The following is a 17,406-nucleotide window of genomic DNA, read 5'->3' on the forward strand; positions in this document are numbered from 1 at the left end:
GGGTCCGACGCGCCCCGCACGGCGAAGGGGGAGGTCAGGCGAGGCGGCCGGCGACGGGTTCCTCGGCACCCCCTTTCCCGGGGCGATCACCACAGATCACGTCCGTGCCTGGACGATCACATCCCGCCTTTTCACCCTATTGACGAGTATTTCCCGCCGTTCTTTCTTGGATCTTCTTCGCTCACTACCGTGGAAATCGTTCGCGCTACTCCCAGCGGACAACGACGATGTGTGGAACAGCGGAATTCCGCGAACATCATTTCTTCGAGAGGTTGAGGAGCGACGATGAGAACCGAGCGAGCGACACGGAACCTGGAAATCGCCCCGCCGACCGAGCTGGAGCTCGTCGCGGACCTCGAGGAGGTCCAGGAGAAGCGGGAGGGCACTCCGCCCCTCTACCGGGAACCCTCCGACCTGTTGTTGGCGGTCGTGCTCTCCACGGGAGAACCGCCCGAGCCGAAGCGGCCCCGCCGCTAGCAGCCAACCGGTCCGGCGAGGGAAGGGAGCTCGAGGTGTCGCGCCTTGACGCGGATCCACCGCCCAGGCTCAGCTACACGACGGCGGTGGACGCCCTCGCCGCCAGTGTCGTCCGCGCCTTCCGGGGCGCGGACGACACGTACCGGGTCAGCGACCACGTCGGCCTGCTCCCCGACCGCAGGGCGGAACTGGCGGCACTGCGGGTCCTGGGGGTCGACGCGCTCGCCCCGTACCTGGTCCGCGGCCGTCCGGTCCTCGCCGATGACCTGGCCGTCTTCGACGAGGTGACCACCGTCTTCCCCTCCGACAGCACCCGGGTCACCACGTCGGTGGTCCGCCGGCTCCGCCACTGGTTCCTGGAGGAGGTCCTCACCGACCTCACCGGAGCGGGGAAGGGCTCCGCCTACCCGAGGTCGGCCGACCAACTCGCCCCCAACGAGGGCACCCCGTGGCAGCCGTGGTCGGTCTTCATGGCCCAGGTCTCCACGATGGCCCTGCCCGGCTGGGTGACGCCGGTGCACCTGGCCGCCAGTCGGCGTACCGAGGACCTGGCCAGGGGAGCCGCGCGGGCACTGCTGCGGGGAGACCCCTACACCGCTGCCCGGCTCGGCCGGTGGCTCGCGCTCCAACCCGACGTGCCACCCGAACTCGGGCTCACCGGACTGCTGGAACACGTGGACCTGCTCGGGTCCCGCGACCCACGCACCCAACTCGAGGTCGCCGTCGCCCAACACCTGCTGGAGGTCGGACGCTCATGAGGGATGCACTGCTCTCCATCGGCCACCACGTCGGTACGAGCGCCCTGGAGTGGTTGGACGGTGCCGCCCACCTGTTCGCCTTCCCTCCCGACGTCCCCGTCCTCGAGGTCAACACCAACCGCCACGTGAAACCGCTCGCCGAATTCGCGTTGGCCGGCTCCATCGCAGTTCGGGAAGGGGCCATCGGAAGCCGGCAGGCCCAGATCTCACCGGTGCTGATGGACTACGCCTGGAACGCACTCGGGAACGGGTCGTTCCTGCACGAACTGCAACTGGCGATGCCGGTCGAGACCTACCCGATGGAGATCTACGCGATGTTCACCCGGGCCGGTTACCGCCACCCGGAACTCGAGGAACTGCTCGCCCACCTGGGGCGGCTGCGGGCCGCGCACGCACGGGAACTGCTCCCCAACCGCCAGCTGGCACTGACCAACTCGGCCAGGCTCATCGGACTGGAAGCACACGCCGACGAAGCCGAGCTGGTCGGCCGCACCTGGCTGGGCAACGCGTCGGAACCCTGGGCCCTGGACTTCGCCACCGCCTACGCGATGACCCACACCGTCTTCCACCTCAGCGACTGGGCCGGCCAACCCGGACGGCTCCCCCCGGCGATGGTCGACTACCTGGGCCGGTGGCTCCCGGTGTGGCTGGACGTCTACCGCGAGGCCCAGCAGTGGGACCTGGTCGGCGAACTCCTCATGGTCGACCTCTGCCTGCCCCACCCCGAGTTCCCGGCCGACACGTGGATCGCCTACGCGACGGCGCAGAACGAGGACGGGCTGATGCCCTTCGGCAGTGAGGCACCACCGGAGGGCACCGAGGACGCGTTCCGCAACTACTACCACCCCACGGTCGTCGCCGCCGTCGCCGGCACCCTGCTCGTGTCCCGGGGGATCTCGACCCTGACCGGCGCCACCGACTCCCGCGAAACCGTCGGCGGATGACCTCCTCCCGACCCACCGGGCGGTCCACCGGACCAGTCGGGTCCCCTGCCGGCCCGAGCGACCCGGCCTCCCCACCTCCCGCGAGACCAGGCCCGACCGAGCCGCCCGACCCGAACCAGGCGACGCGCGCGGCACCGTGGCTGGACGCCAACACGCTCCGGCGCGCCCTGCGGCACGCGGCCCGGGACGCCCGCGCACCAGGTGCCGTGGTGGGCCTGGTGACGGCCACCGGCGGCCTGGCCATCGGCGTCGGCACCCCGGACCGTTCCTCGGCCGAGGCCGTCACCGCCGACACCCACTTCGAGTGGGGGTCGATCACCAAGACGGTCACCGCGCTGACCCTGGCACGGCTGGTGGCCGAGGGCGTCGTCCACTACGACGACCCGGTGACCAGGTACCTGCCCGACCGGGCTCGACCCACCGGTCGGCACCCGGTACCGACGCTGCACCAGCTGGCCACGCACACCGCGGGGCTGCCCCGGCTTCCCCGGAACCTCGCCGGCTCGCTGCTGCGCGGCGGCCTGCGCAACCCCTACGCCCACTACGACGCCGAAGCGCTCTACCGAGCGGTGCGCGCCACCACTCCGCGCGACCCGCCCGGCACCAGGGTGCGCTACTCCAACCTGGGATACGGGCTGCTCGGACACGCCCTGGGACGTGCCACCGGCGGCGACTACGAGACCGCCGTCGATCTGTGCGTCGGTCGGCCGCTGGGGTTCACCCCGGCCGCCGGACCCCCCGCCGGGGCCCGTCGCGCCACCGGGCACCACGGACGCCGCCGCACCCCACCGTGGCGCATGACGGCGCTCGCCGGGGCCGGGGTGCTCGCGGGTAGCGTGACCGAACTCGCCCGCTACGTGCGCGCGCACCTCCGCCCCGACGAGACCGTCCCCCCTGGGCATCCCGCGCTGTCCCGCGCGCTGCGGGACGTGCAACGCCCCCGCGCCGATCTGGACGCCCCCCAGCAGACCTGCCTCGCCTGGCACCGCCGAACCACGCCCGACGGCGTGCCCGTGCTGCTGCACAGCGGTGTGACCTGGGGGTTCACCAGCTTCGTGTCCTTCGCTCCAGCCGCAGGCCTGGGAGTGGTCGCCGTAGCCAACACCGGAGCGGTGCTCAGGGCGCCGGTGACCCGGGCCGCGTACCACCTGCTGCGGGGCCTGGTCGACGACTGGGTGGCGGCGGGACGTCCCTGACCACGTCGCGGCGGTACGAGGGGCACACCCGGCCCAGGAGGGGCGACGATCGTCCGAGGCCGACGGGGTCCGGGAGCACCGCAGCCCCCAGCAGCGACGCCGCTCCCACCGGGCAAGCGCCGCCCGTCCGGGCGCGCCCGGGTTCACCCCGCCCACGTCCCCGCGATCGGAACCCAGCGCTGCGGGGGTGGCACCCGCCCGGAGCGCTGCCGGATCACCGGATCGGCCGAACCCACGGAGGACCGGCCTCCCGCCGACCCGGCACGACACCCCCGGGGTGGGGGAGGGGATCCGCGCCGGACACCCAGTCGAGGGGAGCACGTCCCACCGAAGTCCTCGTCCGAGGCCCGGCGTGCGGGAGCGGCCGCACCCTCCGCGGCGGACGGGAGAACGTGCCGGGGCGCGGTCACCACGCGCACGGCGTTGATGCCGCCCCCGGCATCTGTGCTATCGGCCACACCACCCGACGCATTACGGATCGTCTCGCCGCGAGCCTCGCCCGGCGCGGGGCACGCCCTCCGCCGGACTGATCGGGGCGACGCCCCCGACACCGCCAGCGGAGCACCGGCCGCCGTGGGTCCCCTCGGTGGCGAATCCGTAGTCTTCCCGACCAGGCCTAGGCGTGGAACGCGTCACTGCCCCGGCGGGTCCGACCAGTGCGCCCGTCCACATCAGCGCAGGTCACAGGGTTGCGCTGTCGCCGACTGGGGAGAGCGGGGGACACGGACACCGACCTCGACCCCGGACCACGGGCTCCATCGGCGCGCACGGCTGTAATAGTGGGGACGTGCGGCGCGATTCCCCCATCGTGCGAGCCGGAGACCACGAACCGACCGGTCACTCGGGGAGCTGACCACGGCGGTCACGGCCCGACCGGACTCCACGAAACGGTGAACCCCGACGGCCGGCGGAACCCGCTACGGGAACGTAGGCCACCCGTGGTCCCACGCCAGAGCGTGCGGTGGCCCACCCAGTCGGGGAAATCCGGCAAAGCCGGAATAGTTCGCTCGACGTCGTGGTTGAGGGGTGTTCCGGTGCGCACGATCTGGAGCGCATCGCCGCGTACTCCTCGAGCCGGTGAGTGAGCACCGTAGCCACCGTCCGGCCCGGCCCGCCGACAGGCGGCCATCCCTCCCCGCTCCACCAGCACGTGATCAGCGCGCGTGCCGACCAGGACGACGCTCCGGGTCGGATGCCGTGCGTCCCCGTGACGGGCGCCCAGGTGCTCGCCACCGTCCGCTCTCGCCGTTCACCAACACCGGAGGTTCTGTCAGTTGGCTGCGGACCGCACCTCGCGGCAGGCATGGGTCATCTGGACCGCCGCCGTCATCGTCTACCTGGCCGCCGTGTTCCACCGGGGCTCCCTCTCCGTCGCCGGCCCGCTCGCGGGCGAGCGGTTCGCCGTGGGCTCGGCCGCGCTCGCCGTCTTCACCGTTCTCCAGCTCGGCGTCTACGCCGCGATGCAGGTACCCACCGGGGTCCTGGTCGACAAGTTCGGCGCCAAACGCGTCCTCATCGCCGCCACCGTGCTCCTGGGCCTCGGCCAGGTGCTCTTCGCGTTGGCCTCCTCCTACCCGGTCGCGTTGGGCGCCCGCGTCGTCGTGGGCGTGGGTGACGCCCTGACCTGGGTGAGCCTCCTGCGTCTTGTGGCCTCCCACTTCGCGGCGCGCAGCTACGCGATGGTCGTGTCCGTCTCCAGCGCGCTCGGCGCGCTCGGCGGGGTCATCGCCACCGTGCCGCTGTCGATGGCGCTGGGCAGCGCCGGGTGGACCCTCACCTTCATGGCCGTGGGCGCCGTGACCCTCGCCTACACCGCGGCCGTGTCCCTGGGCGTGCGCAACACCCCGGCCGGGCAACAGCCCACCCACGTCGCATCGCAGAACGTGCTCCGGCAGGTTCCCGCCGCGTGGAAGGTGGCCGGCACCAGGCTGGCCTTCTGGGTGCACTTCTCCACCGGGATGCTGCCGGGTGTGCTCGGGCTCCTCTGGGGCTACTCGTACCTCGTCGACGGCGTCGGCGTGGAGCCCGGCACCGCGAGCGTCCTGGTCGCCACCCTGGTCCTCACCGGCGTGCTGGGCGGCCCCATGGTCGGTGCGGTCATCGGCCGTCGCCCCGCCTCCCGCATGGGGATCGTCATCACCTACCTCGCCAGCTCCGTGGGCCTGTTGGCGGTGCTCTCGGCCTGGCCGGGGGGCCAGCCGCCGGTGCTGCTCGCCGCCGTGGCCTTCGTCGTGTTCGCCTCGGGCGGCCCGGTCTCCTCGGTGGCCTTCGCGCTGGTCCGCGACTACAACCCGATGGCCCAGGTGGGAACCGCCACCGGTGTCGCCAACGTCGGCGGCCACTCCGCGACCGCCATCGGGTCCCTGATCATCGGTCTGCTCCTCGACGTCGTCGGTCACCTGCCCGGCAACGAGGCCTACCGGGTGGCGCTGCTCGGCGCGGTCGCCCTCCTGCTCCTCGGCGGGGTCCGCACCGTGGTGTGGTGGCGCCGGGCCAGGGCCCAGGTCTTCGAGGCGGAGGAGCGTGGCGAGCAGGTGCCCGTCCGCCTCCGCCAGCGCCGCTGGGACCTGCCGACGGCGCCCGCTCGGGACACCGAGCCCGTCCCGGCGCCCGCCTGACCCCCACGTCCGCCCACCCACCAGGGCCAGGACGAACCGACCGGAGCACGAGTGCCCCCGCCCACGGCGGGGGCACTCGTCATGTCCACCCCCGGCGAGGGCCGGCACCGGACACCGGTTCCTCCTCCGTGACGGTACTTCCGCCAGGCCGCCGGAAGTGCCACCCTGTTCCGCGGTGATCATGATCGGAGGAACCGGGTAGTGGACACCTCGACACGTCTCCCGGCCGAGCTGCGGCGCGCGCGGGTCGCGGTGGCGGTGCTGTTCTTCGCGAACGCCTTCGCCATGGCCAACATCGTGCCCCGCTACCCGGAGATCCGGGATGCCCTCGGCCTGAGCAACAGCGCGCTTGGCCTGGCCATCGCGGCCATGCCCACCGGGGCGCTCGTGGCGGGGCTGCTCGCCGGAGTGCTGTCCGGTCGGTTCGGCAGCGGCCGGGTCGCCGTCTGGTGCATGGTCGGAGCTGGGCTGGTGCTCCCCCTGGTGTCGGTGGTCGGTGGCTGGGCCGCCCTGGCCGCGGTGCTCTTCACCATGGGCGCGTTGGACGCCTGGGCAGACGCCGCCTCCAACGCGCACGGACTGCGGGTGCAACGCCGGTACGGGCGGTCCGTGCTGAACAGCTTCCACGGGGTGTGGAGCGTGGGGGCCGTGGCCGGCGGTGTGGTGTGCAGCGCGCTCATCGGGTTCGGTGTGCCCCTCACCTCGCACCTTCCCCTCGTGGGACTCTTGATCGTGTCGCTCGCGTTGGCCGCGCGCCCACACCTGCTGGCGGGGCCGGAGGCGAGCGAACGGGACCAGGAGAGCGCCTCGTCCCTCCCCTCGGCGCCCCGCGCCGCGTGGCCGGTCCTGCGCATGGTCGTCCTGGGCTGCCTGCTGCTGGCCGCCTGCGCCGTCGAGGACATCCCGTCCTCGTGGGGGGCCGCGTTGCTCCTCGACTCCTACGGTGCTCCCGCCGGGCTCGCCGGCGCCGTGTTCGTCGCCTTCCAGGCCGCGATGACCGTCGGGAGGTTCCTCGGCGACCGCATCACCGACCGGTACGGCCACGTGGCCGTCGGCCGGGCCGGAGGCCTGCTCATCACACTTCCCTTGGCACTGGCCCTTCCTTTCGACTCGGTTCCGGTGTTGATCGCCGCGTTCGCCTGCGCCGGGCTCGGTACCGCCACGCTGTTCCCGTCGGCGGTGCACGCGGCCGGGAACATCCCCGGTCTCCGCAGCGAACACGGGATCGCCATCGTCACCTGGTGCTCCCGTCTCGGCTTCCTGACGGTCCCGCCCCTCATCGGGGTGCTGTCGGACCTGCTCGACCTGCGGGTGGCGGTGGGGACGGCGATCGTTTTCGGGCTCTTGGTCCTCCTGCTATCCGGTGCTCTGGTCCACCGCGATCGGCGGTGAGCGTCGTCCGGACCACCTCCACCCCCAGCCCGCCGGCGGGAGCCGGGAGGCCGGGTGCCGGGCGGCCCGAGGTGCGCCTCATGGGAGGGACCGGGCAGGGCAGGGAGGCACAGGCCAGTCGATTCGGTGGCACCGCCTCCCCGGCGGGCGGTGCCACCAGGCCCGCGACGCCGCCCGCCGCGTCCCTCCGCGATCATCACCGTCGCACGGCCACCCACCCGCCTTCGCGGCCGCACACCAGCCCGGCGTTCCTCAGCACAGCGAGGGTGGTCGCGGTCACGGCGGGGGCGACTCCGGACAGCACGGACACCTCGGCCGCGCTGCGCGTCCTGGCCGCGTCGAGCGAGTCCAGCACCCGCAACTGCTCCCCGCTCAACGCGTCCGTCGCCCTGGACGGCGAACCCGGACCCTGGTCCTCCGGAAGATCCGACCCGAGACGCCCGGCCGCCTCCGCGACGTCATCAGCGCTCGTGACGAGGAGCGCACCGCCATCCCGCAGCAGATCGTGGCACCCGACCGACATCAGCGAGGTCACCGGCCCCGGCACGGCCATCACGACCCGTCCCAACGCGGCCGCGGCTCCGGCCGTGTTCCGGGCACCACTGCGACGCCCGGCCTCCACCAGGACCAGACCCTCACCCAGTGCGGCGATCAGCCGGTTCCGCACCAGGAAACGGTGCCGGGCTGGGGGAGTGCCCGGTGGGTACTCGCTGACCACGGCCCCGCCCCCGGAGACGATCCTCCGCAGCAGCGTCTGGTGTCCGGCGGGGTACCCGGCGTCCAGGCCGCTGGCCAGGACCGCCATCGTCCGACCCCGCACGGCCAACGCGCCCCGGTGAGCGGCTCCGTCCACCCCGTACGCCGCACCCGACACCACGGTGAACCCCCGCCCGGCGAGGTCGTGCGCCAGCTCCGCCGCGACCTGCTCCCCGTAGCCGGTCGCGGCCCGGGCGCCCACCACCGAAACCGATCGCGCGCTCAGCGCCCCCAGTTCCCGGGCACCCCGGACCCACAGGGCCAGTGGCGAGCGACCCGGCCCCTGACCGGCCAGGCTCGCCTGGTCCAACCGCGAGAGGCGGTCCGAGGGCCAGTCCGCGTGTTCCGGTACCAGCAGCTCCGAACCCACCGCTCGCGCCGCCGCCTCCTCCTCCTCGCCGCACCACAGGTGACGACGGGCCTGGACCTCGTCGGTGACCTCACGAGGCGTCCTGCCGGTGCGCACCAGCTGGGCCGCGCGGACGGGACCGTGCTCGGCGACGAAGTCGCACAGCGACCGACCCGGTGGCTCGGCCACCCTCAGCAGGTAGGCGCGCGCCCGCAACACCTCCTCGCACACCTCGGTCATGCCGGCACCCTCCAATCCCGGAACTCCAACGCGCGGGTGACGTGCTCCGCCGTCGGCCTCTCCTCCTCGGCCAGGTCGCAGAGGGTCCACGCCACCCGCAGGCAACGATCCGCGCCTCGAGCGGTCACCGACCCGCTGCACAGGCCGCGGTCCAACACCGCCAACACCGTGGACGGGGGGCGGAACCGGCCCCGCAACGCCGACCCCGGCACCTCGGCGTTCGTGCGCCAGCCGTGGCCAGCCCACCGCTCACCGGCCCGCTGCCTCGCCCGCCGAACCCGTTCGCGCACCACGGCCGTGCTCTCCGGGGCCACGTCGGCCTCGGTCGGCGTCATGGCCAGCACCGGCCTGGTCCGGACCCGCAGGTCCACCCGATCCAACAGCGGCCCCGACAGCCGACCGAAGTACTTCCGCCGGGCCGTGGGCGAACACACGCAGTCGGTGTCCCGAGGCGGCGCGCACGGGCACAGGTTCGTCGCGAGCACCAGCTGGCAGCGAGCCGGGTAGCGCGCGATGCCGTGACTTCGCGCGATGCGCACCTCACCCTCCTCAACCGCCGTGCGGAGCGCCTCCAGCCGGTGCGCGCCGAACTCACAGGCCTCGTCGGCGAAGAGCACCCCACGATGCGCGCAGCTCACCGCCCCCGGCCGGGCCACCCCGGACCCACCCCCGACCAGCCCCGGCACGGTCGTGGCGTGGTGCGGTGCCACGAAGGGAGGGGAGGTGACCAGCGGTGCGTCCGGGGTCAGCAGCCCGGCGAGCGAGTGGATGGTGGTCACCTCGAGCGCGTCGGCGCGGGACAACTCGGGCAGCAGCCCGGTGAGCCGGCGGGCCAGCATCGTCTTCCCGGTGCCCGGAGGACCAGCGAGCAGGAGGTGGTGGCCGCCGGCCGCCGCGATCTCCAGCGCCCACCGCGCCGCGGGTTGCCCGACCACGTCGGCCAGTTCCGGGGCCTGCGGGCGTTCCGGCACGGTCGGGGCGGTCGAGCTCAGGGGCTCGTCCTCCCGCAGCCACCGCACCACGGCGCCCAGGTCCGCCGCGCCCAGCGCCCGCACGCCCTCCACGAGGGCCGCCTCAGGCAGGGCCTCGACGGGAACGACGGCGGTCCGCAACCCAGCGGCCCGCCCGGCGAGCAGCGCTGGTAGCACTCCACGCACCGCTCGCAACCGGCCGTCAAGGGCCAGCTCGCCGAACAGCAGCGTCCCGGCCAGCCGTTCAGCGGGAACGGCGCCGGCCGCGGCCAGCACGACACAGGCCAGTGCGAGGTCGTAACCGGCCCCGGTCTTCTGGAGGGCGGCGGGGGACAACGCCAGGGTGACGCGTTGCCTCGGCCAGCTCTCCCCGACGTTGCGGAGCGCGGCCCGGACGCGGTCCTTCGACTCGTTGACCACCGCGTCCAACCGCCCCAACAGCCGCACACCGGGCAACCCGGCCCCGACATCGGCCTCGATCTCGACCGGCACCCCGTCCACCCCCAGCAGGCCCACCGACCAGGCCTTCGCCATCGCCATGTCACGACACCCCCTGGAAGTGGCGCAGCGTGGCGGGCCCCCGCGTGGGCAACACGACGCTGACCACGTCGAAGCGGACCGCGCACCAGCCGACGTGGTAGCGGGACAACCACGCCGCGGTGAGCGTTCGGAGACGTTTCAGCTTCGCCGGGGTGACGGCCGAGGCAGGGTCCTCCGCTGATGGCCCGAACCGGGTTTTGACCTCGCAGACCACCAGCGTGTCGTCGTCGACCGCCACGACATCGAGCTCACCGTGCCGGCACCGCCAGTTGCGGCTGAGCACCACCAGTCCCTGGCGTTCCAGGTGTGCCACCGCGACGTCCTCACCCCACCGGCCTAGCTCGCGGGTGGGCACCACTCTCGTGGCGACCCCGACACCGCCGCACGTTCCGTCGCCCGCCTTCGTCATCGTGGCCCCCGTCCTCCGCTGCTTCCGCGGACAACAGTGGCCGACCACGCCCCGGTTTCGCGGCACCCCGGGCCTCGCCCTGTGGACAACCTCGCCCTGTGGACAACTCCCCTCGCGGTTCGGGCCGCCGGGTGCGCCGCCTGCCAGGGACGACGCGGGAGGAGGTCACCAGGGATGCTGCCAAGGACGTCGTCGACGGTCCTCGCCACCGGTCACGACGCGCTGAGGGCGACCAGACGAAGGAGGGTGGACGACGGACACCGGTGGCGATGCCGCGTGGACCAACCAGGGTGCTCGGTCGGCCTCAGGGACACACCTCGACCTGGCGGCCGGGAGCACGCGGGGGCCCCGGGGCCGGCAGCGGAGATCAGGCAGGGTCAGCGGAAGAGGCCGCCGCTGCCGTACTTCTTGTGCACGGCCTGCTTGCTGACACCGAGCACCTCGGCGATGCGGGCCCAGGAGACACCCGCCACCCGAGCCCGTCGCACCTGCACGGCCTCCAACCGTTCGGAACGGCGGCGCAGTTCCGCCGTGGCGCGCAGCGCGTCCAACGGGTCCTCGCCTTCGGCCGCGCTGACCAGATCCGCGAGCACACTGTCCGACATGTCGGCAACATACCCCGAGGCCGCCACGGCCGGGCCACCTCGGGGCCGGCGGAAGGCGGCGGCCAGCCGATCATCATCGTGCCGCCGGTCACCTCCCACCGGCAGCGCTCAGCCGGACGTCGAGAACGACACCGAGTACAGCTGGCCCGGGAGGTCGTTGACCAGGTAGAGCTCGCCGTCGGCGTCCGTGCCGAAGGTGGTCACCTGGATTGGGGTCTCCCCGATCACGGCGCTCTCGTACCCGTCCTCACCCGGCACCACCCCCCAGGCGGTGGCCGAGCAGTAGTCCGCGGTCACGTAGGTGCCGGCGGCGATGTCCTCGTACAGTTCACCCCGGTAGACGTGCCCACCGATGATCGCGCACCCGTCCAGGGACGTGCGGTACCAGAAGACCGGGTCCACGTAGTCGATGTCCTCCTCGCAGCGGGATTCGTCGAAGGTCGCTGGTCCCTCCAGGCAGGACCAGCCGAAGTGGGCCCCCGCGAGGTCCGCGGGCACGTGGTTGATCTCCTCGTAGGCACCCTGCCCGACATCGGCGATCCACAGCGTCTCGTCGACGTGGTCGAAGGAGAAGCGCCAGGCGTTGCGCAGCCCGTAGGACCAGATCTCGGGCTTCGCCTCCGCGTTGTCGACGAAGGGGTTGTCCTCGGGGACGCAGTAGCCGGCGGCCGCGCAGTCCGGTCCCACGTCGATGCGGACTATTTTCCCGAGCAGGGTGCCCAGGTCGGTCGCGTTGTTGTCGGGGTCCCCCGAACCGCCGCCGTCGCCGAGGCTCCAGTAGAGGTGTCCGTCGGGGCCGAACGCCACCTCCCCACCGTTGTGGTTGTTGTAGGTGGGATGTTCCTCGGTGAGCAGCACCTCTTCGCTGGCCGGGTCGATCGCCCGCTCGGCGGCGGTGTCCAGGGTGAAGCGCGAGAGGGTGACGTCGCCGTCGGGCTGGCTGGTGTAGCTCACGTACACCTGCGGGTTGGTGGTGAAGTCAGGGGCGGTGGCGATCCCGAGCAGACCGCGCTCGTTGCCGGCACCGTTCACCCGGTCGACGATGTCCAGCAGGGGAGACGAGGACAGGCCGGTGTCGGGGTGGTAGCTGCGGACCGTCCCGGGTTTCTCGGTGATGAAGAGCCGACCGCTGCCGTCGTCGGGCGCGGCGATCGCGGTGGGGCGGGAGAGTCCGCTGGCCACGAGTGTCGTGTCCAGGGAGAGCTGGTCCAGGTTGGCCGTGTCGGCGTTCTCCGTCGCCTCTGCAGCGGGAACGTGCGCGGTACCGCCGACCGGGGTGGACGTGGTGGCTCCTACTAAGAGGGGGACGAGTGCGACCGAGACGGCCGCGGACAGACGGGTCGTCAACCGATGGTGCGGCATGAAGCCTCCTACCGGAAACGGGTTCTTCGTCGAACACGCGTTGGTATCCCGTGCGAACACAGGTCAGGATTCGGTGCGCCCGCAAGGGTAACGTGGAGTTTCGTCAGGAAAGGAAGTCGCGCGTCATTCGGAGCAGTCCCGGATGGCGCGGACGAACGCACGCGATGGGAATGGGGGACCAGTCCCGTTATTCTGGCCTCTCGGCCAACTGCGTGAAAATCGCTGCCCTCCGTTCTGGGCCTGGCGGCGACGGCGCGCCCCACCCGCTGCCGCTGGGCGATATGGCCGGTGATCAGCGCGTCGCCGAGGTGCGGCCGGCCTTGGGAACACGATGTGGGTCGTTTCGGACACCAGTTGTGGAATGGGTGCCGGAAGTGCGGTCGTCCCGTCTGGTGGGCTGGATCGAATGGCCCAGTTCCCCATCGTTCGTCCGGCCCTGGGCGGATGGCCCAGTCGAACTCCAACCGGGGTTCCGGCTATTTCCGTGCCCGTGGGGTCGGCGGGTGGGGGAATTCGTCCCGGGAGGCCAGAGGTGGCGGGACCGACCGATCACGAACGCGGTGGACGGTCCTCGACCGAATCGCCACGGATGCCCTCGCGAGGTGGCACGGCCAGCCCTTCCGTCGGCTGCGCGGGGACGGGTGTGACCAGATGTACCGGAGCGGAGCTGGCTGTGGGCCCCGAGGACGTCCAACCGCAAACAAATTTCAGAGATATTTATCGCTTCAGTCTCTACTAAAATCAGTACTCAAAAAACCGAAGCAAAAACCCGCCAAGACCCGTCGAAACCCACCTCAGGACGAACCGGCAGCCCTCAGCATTCGAAGGCGGACAGGCATCGCTGTCGAGCTGGACGGGTCACTGGGCCGGCGGGGCGAGGTTGAGCGCGCGGAGAGCGGGCAGATCTCCGCAGCCCGTGCAGTGCAGGGCAACGCGCAGTTCCCACAGGAAGTTCTCGATCCAGGCCCGCACGGCATCCGCTGACTCCGTGGCGGGCCGGAGGAGGGGCCGCGCGACCGCGACCACGTCGGCGCCCAACGCCAGCGCCTTGGCGGCCTCGGTGCCGGTGCGGATACCGCCGGAGGCGATCACGGGGAAGCCCGGCAGGGCTCGTCGGATCTCGGTCAGGGCCTGCGCGGTGGGCAGCCCCCACTCGGCAAGCTCGGGGTGCCGGACGGCTCCGTAGCGGACGTACTGCTCGACCTTGGCCCACGAGGTGCCGCCGGCTCCCGCCACGTCCACCGCGGCCGCTCCCACCTCGGCGACCCGAGTGGCGACTCCCGCTCCCAGGCCGTGTCCCACCTCCTTGACCAGGATCGGGAAGGGGACGGCCTCGATCACCTCGCCGAGCCGGCCCACGAGGCCACGGAAGTCGGTGTCACCGTCCTCCTGCACCGCTTCCTGGAGCGGGTTGGTGTGGAACGCCAGGGCGTCCGCCTCCACGTCCCGGACCGCGCGCAACACCTCCGCGGCGCCGTACCCCTTGTTCAGTTGAGCCGCCCCCAGGTTCCCGATCAGCAGGGCGTCCGGAGCGAGATCGCGCACGGCGAACGACGAGGTGACCTCGGGTCTGGCCAACATGATGCGTTGGGAGCCCAACATCAGGCCCACCCCGAGCTGTTGCGCCGCCGTGGCGAGGTTGCGGTTGATGCGGGCGGCGAGCTCCGCTCCTCCGGTCATCGCCCCGATGAGGAGCGGCGCTCGCAGGGGCCTCCCGAGGAACCTGGTCGACAGGTCGACGGAGGCCAGGTCGGTCTCGGGCAGCGCGGAGTACGGGAGGTCGTACCGCTCCAGGCCGGTGGTCCTCGTGGTGTAGTCGACGTCGTGGCGCAGGCACGCCTCGATGTGCCGTAACTTCCGCGAACGGATGTCCCCACCCGCGTCACGGTCTGCTCGGCTGGTCACGGAATGCGCCCCCCGGATCCCTTCGCGTGCTCCCGGCGGGGGAGCGGCTTGGTCTGGTCGTGTTGGCTGACGGAGGCATTATGACCGGGTGGGCGTCGAAGTGCCCGTCCTCAGCCGAGGACGGAGGAGTAGCCGTTGATCGCGGGTTGACCGCCCAGGTGCGCGAACAGGACCGTGGAGTCCTCCGGGATCTCCCGTCGCCGCACCAGGTCGATCAGCCCGGCCATCGACTTCCCCTCGTACACCGGGTCGGTGATCATGCCCTCCAACCGGGCGGCCGTCCCGATCGCGGCCAGGGTGGTGTCGTCCGGGACACCGTACACACCACCGTGGTAGCGGTCGTCGAGCACGATCTCCGCCTCCTCCAGTTCCCGCTCGACGCCCAGTAGCCTGGCGGTGGCCCTGGCGATCCGGCTGACCTGCCCCCTGGTCGCGGTGGGGTTCGCTGACCCGTCGATCCCGATGATGCGGCGCGGTCGGGGGCTCAGCGCGTTTCCCGCGATCATGCCGGCCTGGGTGCTCCCGGTGACCGAGCAGACCACGACGGTGTCGAAGTGGACGCCCAGCTCGGCCTCCTGGGTTTCGAGTTCGCGGATCCAGCCGGCGAAGCCGAGGCCGCCCAGTCGGTGGTCGGAGCCGCCGGCGGGGATGGGGTAGGGGCTCCCGCCGGCAGCTCGGACCTCAGCGATGGCCTTTTCCCAGCTTTCCTTCACGCCGATGCCGAAGTCGGCGTCCACGAGTCTGACGTCGGCGCCGAGCATGCGGGAGAGCTGGATGTTCCCGACCCGGTCGTAGTTGTCGTCGGCCCAGTTCACCCAGCTCTCCTGGACGAGTACGGCCCGGAGGCCGGCGCGGGCCGCGGCGGCGGCCACCTGGCGGGTGTGGTTCGACTGCACGCCGCCGATGGAGACCAGGGTGTCCGCTCCGGTGGCCAGCGCGTCGGCGACCAGGTACTCGAGCTTGCGGGTCTTGTTGCCACCGAAGGCGAGGCCGGAGTTGAGGTCCTCGCGTTTCGCCCAGATGCGGGCGCCACCGAGTTCCTGGCTGAGGCGGTCGAGGGGGTGCAGCGGAGAGGGGCCGAGCAGGAGGGGGAAACGGGGGAAGCCGTCGAGGGACATGGTTTCCTTCCGGTGGGCCGGGTGGTCAGGTGGTGGGGTGGGTGACTCGGTGTCCTTCGTCGTCCGCGTGCTGGTGGGGCGCTGGTGTGGTGGGGAGGTCGAGCAAGGGGCGGAGCGTGTTCCAGTTGGTGCGGGTGGCCCGCGCCGCGTTCTCGGCGTCGCCCTGGGTGCACAGGTTGAGGATGTGGTCGTGTTGGGCGACGGAGTCCCGTCCGGTGAGCGCGGAGAACCTGAGGCGTTCCACGCGTCGGAGCAGGGGGGTGAACTGGTCGAGGACGGCGGTGATGGCGTGGTTGGCCGCTGCTGAGACGGCGACGGAGTGGAAGGCGTCGTCGGCGGCGATGGCGGCGTCGGGGTCGCCGGCTTCCAGTGCGGCGGCCAGTTGGTGGTTGGCGGTGCGCATGGCGTTGTGGTGGGTGGGGCCCAGGTGGGGGGTGGCTTCGCGGACGGCGAGTTCGTGCATCGCCGAGACGACGAGTTGTGCGTCGTGGACCTGTCGGGGGTTGAGGGGGGCGACGACGGTGGAGCGGCCGGGGACGGTGTGGACCAGGCCGGCCTGTTCCAGGCGGGCGAGTGCTTCTCTGATAGGGGTTCGGCTGACTCCGAGCCAGTGTTCGAGTTCGGTGTCGCGGAGGCGTTCACCGGGTGCGAGTGTGCCGGTGACGATGGCGTCTCGGAGCAGGTGGAAGGCGGTGTCGCGGAGGAGGGTGCGGCGGAGTTGGGGTTGGGTGGGGTGGGGGACGGGCATGCGAAATATTGCATTTCGGGTGGCGTCGTCGTCAACCCCGGTGTGGTGGTGGGGCCGGGTTCGGTGGCGGGGGCGTGGCGGTCTGGATCGTGGTGTGGTGATCGGGTAGGGAGTGGGGTGTGACTGATCTGATCGCGGTGACGGGTGCGAGTGGCCAGTTGGGGCGTCGTGTCGTGCGTCGTCTCGCCGAGCGGGGGGCCCGCCAGCGGGTGGTGGTTCGGGATCCGGGTCGGGTTCCGGTGGGGGCGGGTGCCGCGGAGGTGGCGGTGGCGTCCTTCGAGGAGGAGGCGGCGTTGGTTGAGGCGTTTCGGGGGGTGCGGACGGTGTTCCTGGTGTCGGCGCCGGAGGCGGCTGATCGGATGCCGTTGCACCGGGCGGCGGTGCGGGCGGCGGTGGCGGCGGGGGTTGAGCGGGTGGTCTACACGTCGTTCATGGGGGCGGCTCCTCGGGCGAGTTTCCGGTTCGCGCGGGAGCACGGGGAGACCGAGCGGCTGATCAGCGGCGCGGGGCTGCGGTTGACGTCGTTGCGCAACACGTTCTACGCGGATGTGGCGCCGGGGTTCGTGGGGGAGGACGGGGTGCTTTCGGCTCCGGCTGGGGGTGGTCGGGTGGCGTGGGTGGCTCGGGAGGATGTGGCCCGGTTGGCGGTGGAGGTGTTGGTGGACGAGGTGCACGCGGATCAGGTGTATGACGTGTCGGGGCCGTGTGCTCTTGGTTTCGGGGAGACGGTGCGGGTGTTGTCGGAGGTGACCGGGCGGAACATCCGGTACCGGGAGGAGACGGTGGAGGAGGCGGTGCGGGCGCGGGCAGGGGCGGCGGAGTGGCAGGTGGATGCGTGGGTGGGGTCGTACCTGGCGGTGGCCTCGGGGGAGAGTTCGGTGACCAGTCACACGGTTCAGGCGGTGACGGGTGTGCGTCCGTGGACGTTCGGGGAGTTCCTGGAGGCTGAGCCGGAGGTGTGGCGTCACCTTGCCCGCCGGTAGGGGTTGGTCGGGGCCGGGGTGCGCTGGTCGTGGTG

At 72.0% G+C, this 17,406-nt stretch carries 15 protein-coding genes; 7 read left to right on the forward strand and 8 right to left on the reverse strand.

Annotation, left to right across the window (positions count from 1 at the left end; genetic code table 11):
* The first annotated feature begins 285 nt into the window (after positions 1-285).
* The 6 genes from ACOJVX_RS12845 to ACOJVX_RS12870 all read left to right on the forward strand — a co-directional run bounded on the left by ACOJVX_RS12845 (position 286) and on the right by ACOJVX_RS12870 (position 7,385).
* A complete protein-coding gene (locus ACOJVX_RS12845; RefSeq protein WP_026417986.1) occupies positions 286-477 on the forward strand; it encodes a hypothetical protein in 192 nt (63 codons plus the stop codon).
* Between the two features lie 35 nt (positions 478-512).
* Complete coding sequence (locus tag ACOJVX_RS12850; protein ID WP_155886057.1) at positions 513-1,235, forward strand: hypothetical protein; 723 nt, start codon at positions 513-515, stop codon at positions 1,233-1,235.
* Positions 1,232-2,179 (forward strand): DUF6895 family protein, encoded by a 948-nt coding sequence (locus tag ACOJVX_RS12855; RefSeq protein ID WP_030104966.1) that lies wholly within the window; start codon positions 1,232-1,234, stop codon positions 2,177-2,179. Before ACOJVX_RS12850 ends, ACOJVX_RS12855 begins: the two co-directional genes overlap by 4 nt.
* On the forward strand, positions 2,176-3,375 hold the full coding sequence (locus ACOJVX_RS12860) for a serine hydrolase domain-containing protein (protein ID WP_418154103.1): 1,200 nt from the start codon (positions 2,176-2,178) through the stop codon (positions 3,373-3,375). The genes ACOJVX_RS12855 and ACOJVX_RS12860 overlap by 4 nt, the downstream gene beginning before the upstream one ends.
* A 1,274-nt stretch (positions 3,376-4,649) precedes the next feature.
* Positions 4,650-5,993 (forward strand): MFS transporter, encoded by a 1,344-nt coding sequence (locus ACOJVX_RS12865; protein WP_030104968.1) that lies wholly within the window; start codon positions 4,650-4,652, stop codon positions 5,991-5,993.
* A 201-nt stretch (positions 5,994-6,194) separates the two neighbouring features.
* Positions 6,195-7,385: an MFS transporter gene (locus ACOJVX_RS12870; RefSeq protein ID WP_422646775.1), complete on the forward strand. Its 1,191-nt coding sequence runs from the start codon at positions 6,195-6,197 to the stop codon at positions 7,383-7,385.
* Between the two features lie 196 nt (positions 7,386-7,581).
* Here ACOJVX_RS12870 and dprA read toward each other — a convergent pair whose 3' ends face one another.
* The 8 genes from dprA to ACOJVX_RS12910 all read right to left on the reverse strand — a co-directional run bounded on the left by dprA (position 7,582) and on the right by ACOJVX_RS12910 (position 16,388).
* Entirely contained in the window at positions 7,582-8,730 is a 1,149-nt protein-coding gene (dprA, locus tag ACOJVX_RS12875; protein WP_051713354.1) for a DNA-processing protein DprA, read from the reverse strand.
* Positions 8,727-10,241 carry a YifB family Mg chelatase-like AAA ATPase gene (locus ACOJVX_RS12880; RefSeq protein ID WP_026417991.1) on the reverse strand — a complete coding sequence of 505 codons (1,515 nt, stop codon included), beginning with the start codon at positions 10,239-10,241 and terminating at the stop codon, positions 8,727-8,729. The genes dprA and ACOJVX_RS12880 overlap by 4 nt, the downstream gene beginning before the upstream one ends.
* 1 nt (position 10,242) lies before the next feature.
* On the reverse strand, positions 10,243-10,554 hold the full coding sequence (locus ACOJVX_RS12885; protein WP_026417992.1) for a YraN family protein: 312 nt from the start codon (positions 10,552-10,554) through the stop codon (positions 10,243-10,245).
* Between the two features lie 473 nt (positions 10,555-11,027).
* Positions 11,028-11,255 carry a hypothetical protein gene (locus ACOJVX_RS12890; protein WP_026417993.1) on the reverse strand — a complete coding sequence of 76 codons (228 nt, stop codon included), beginning with the start codon at positions 11,253-11,255 and terminating at the stop codon, positions 11,028-11,030.
* 108 nt (positions 11,256-11,363) lie between these two features.
* Complete coding sequence (locus ACOJVX_RS12895; protein ID WP_051313668.1) at positions 11,364-12,617, reverse strand: PQQ-dependent sugar dehydrogenase; 1,254 nt, start codon at positions 12,615-12,617, stop codon at positions 11,364-11,366.
* 858 nt (positions 12,618-13,475) lie between these two features.
* On the reverse strand, positions 13,476-14,522 hold the full coding sequence (fni, locus tag ACOJVX_RS12900) for a type 2 isopentenyl-diphosphate Delta-isomerase (RefSeq protein WP_051313670.1): 1,047 nt from the start codon (positions 14,520-14,522) through the stop codon (positions 13,476-13,478).
* A 110-nt stretch (positions 14,523-14,632) separates the two neighbouring features.
* The gene (locus ACOJVX_RS12905) at positions 14,633-15,640 is read right to left on the reverse strand and encodes a 1-aminocyclopropane-1-carboxylate deaminase (protein ID WP_026417995.1); all 1,008 of its coding nucleotides are present in this window, start codon (positions 15,638-15,640) and stop codon (positions 14,633-14,635) included.
* 25 nt (positions 15,641-15,665) lie between these two features.
* Positions 15,666-16,388: a GntR family transcriptional regulator gene (locus ACOJVX_RS12910; RefSeq protein WP_418154097.1), complete on the reverse strand. Its 723-nt coding sequence runs from the start codon at positions 16,386-16,388 to the stop codon at positions 15,666-15,668.
* 119 nt (positions 16,389-16,507) lie between these two features.
* Here ACOJVX_RS12910 and ACOJVX_RS12915 point away from each other — a divergent pair, with 119 nt between their 5' ends.
* Positions 16,508-17,371 carry an SDR family oxidoreductase gene (locus ACOJVX_RS12915; protein WP_035291626.1) on the forward strand — a complete coding sequence of 288 codons (864 nt, stop codon included), beginning with the start codon at positions 16,508-16,510 and terminating at the stop codon, positions 17,369-17,371.
* The last annotated feature ends 35 nt before the right edge of the window (positions 17,372-17,406 follow it).

It is taken from the genome of Actinoalloteichus caeruleus, from assembly GCF_049311605.1.
Classification (GTDB): Bacteria; Actinomycetota; Actinomycetes; order Mycobacteriales; family Pseudonocardiaceae; genus Actinoalloteichus_B; species Actinoalloteichus_B caeruleus.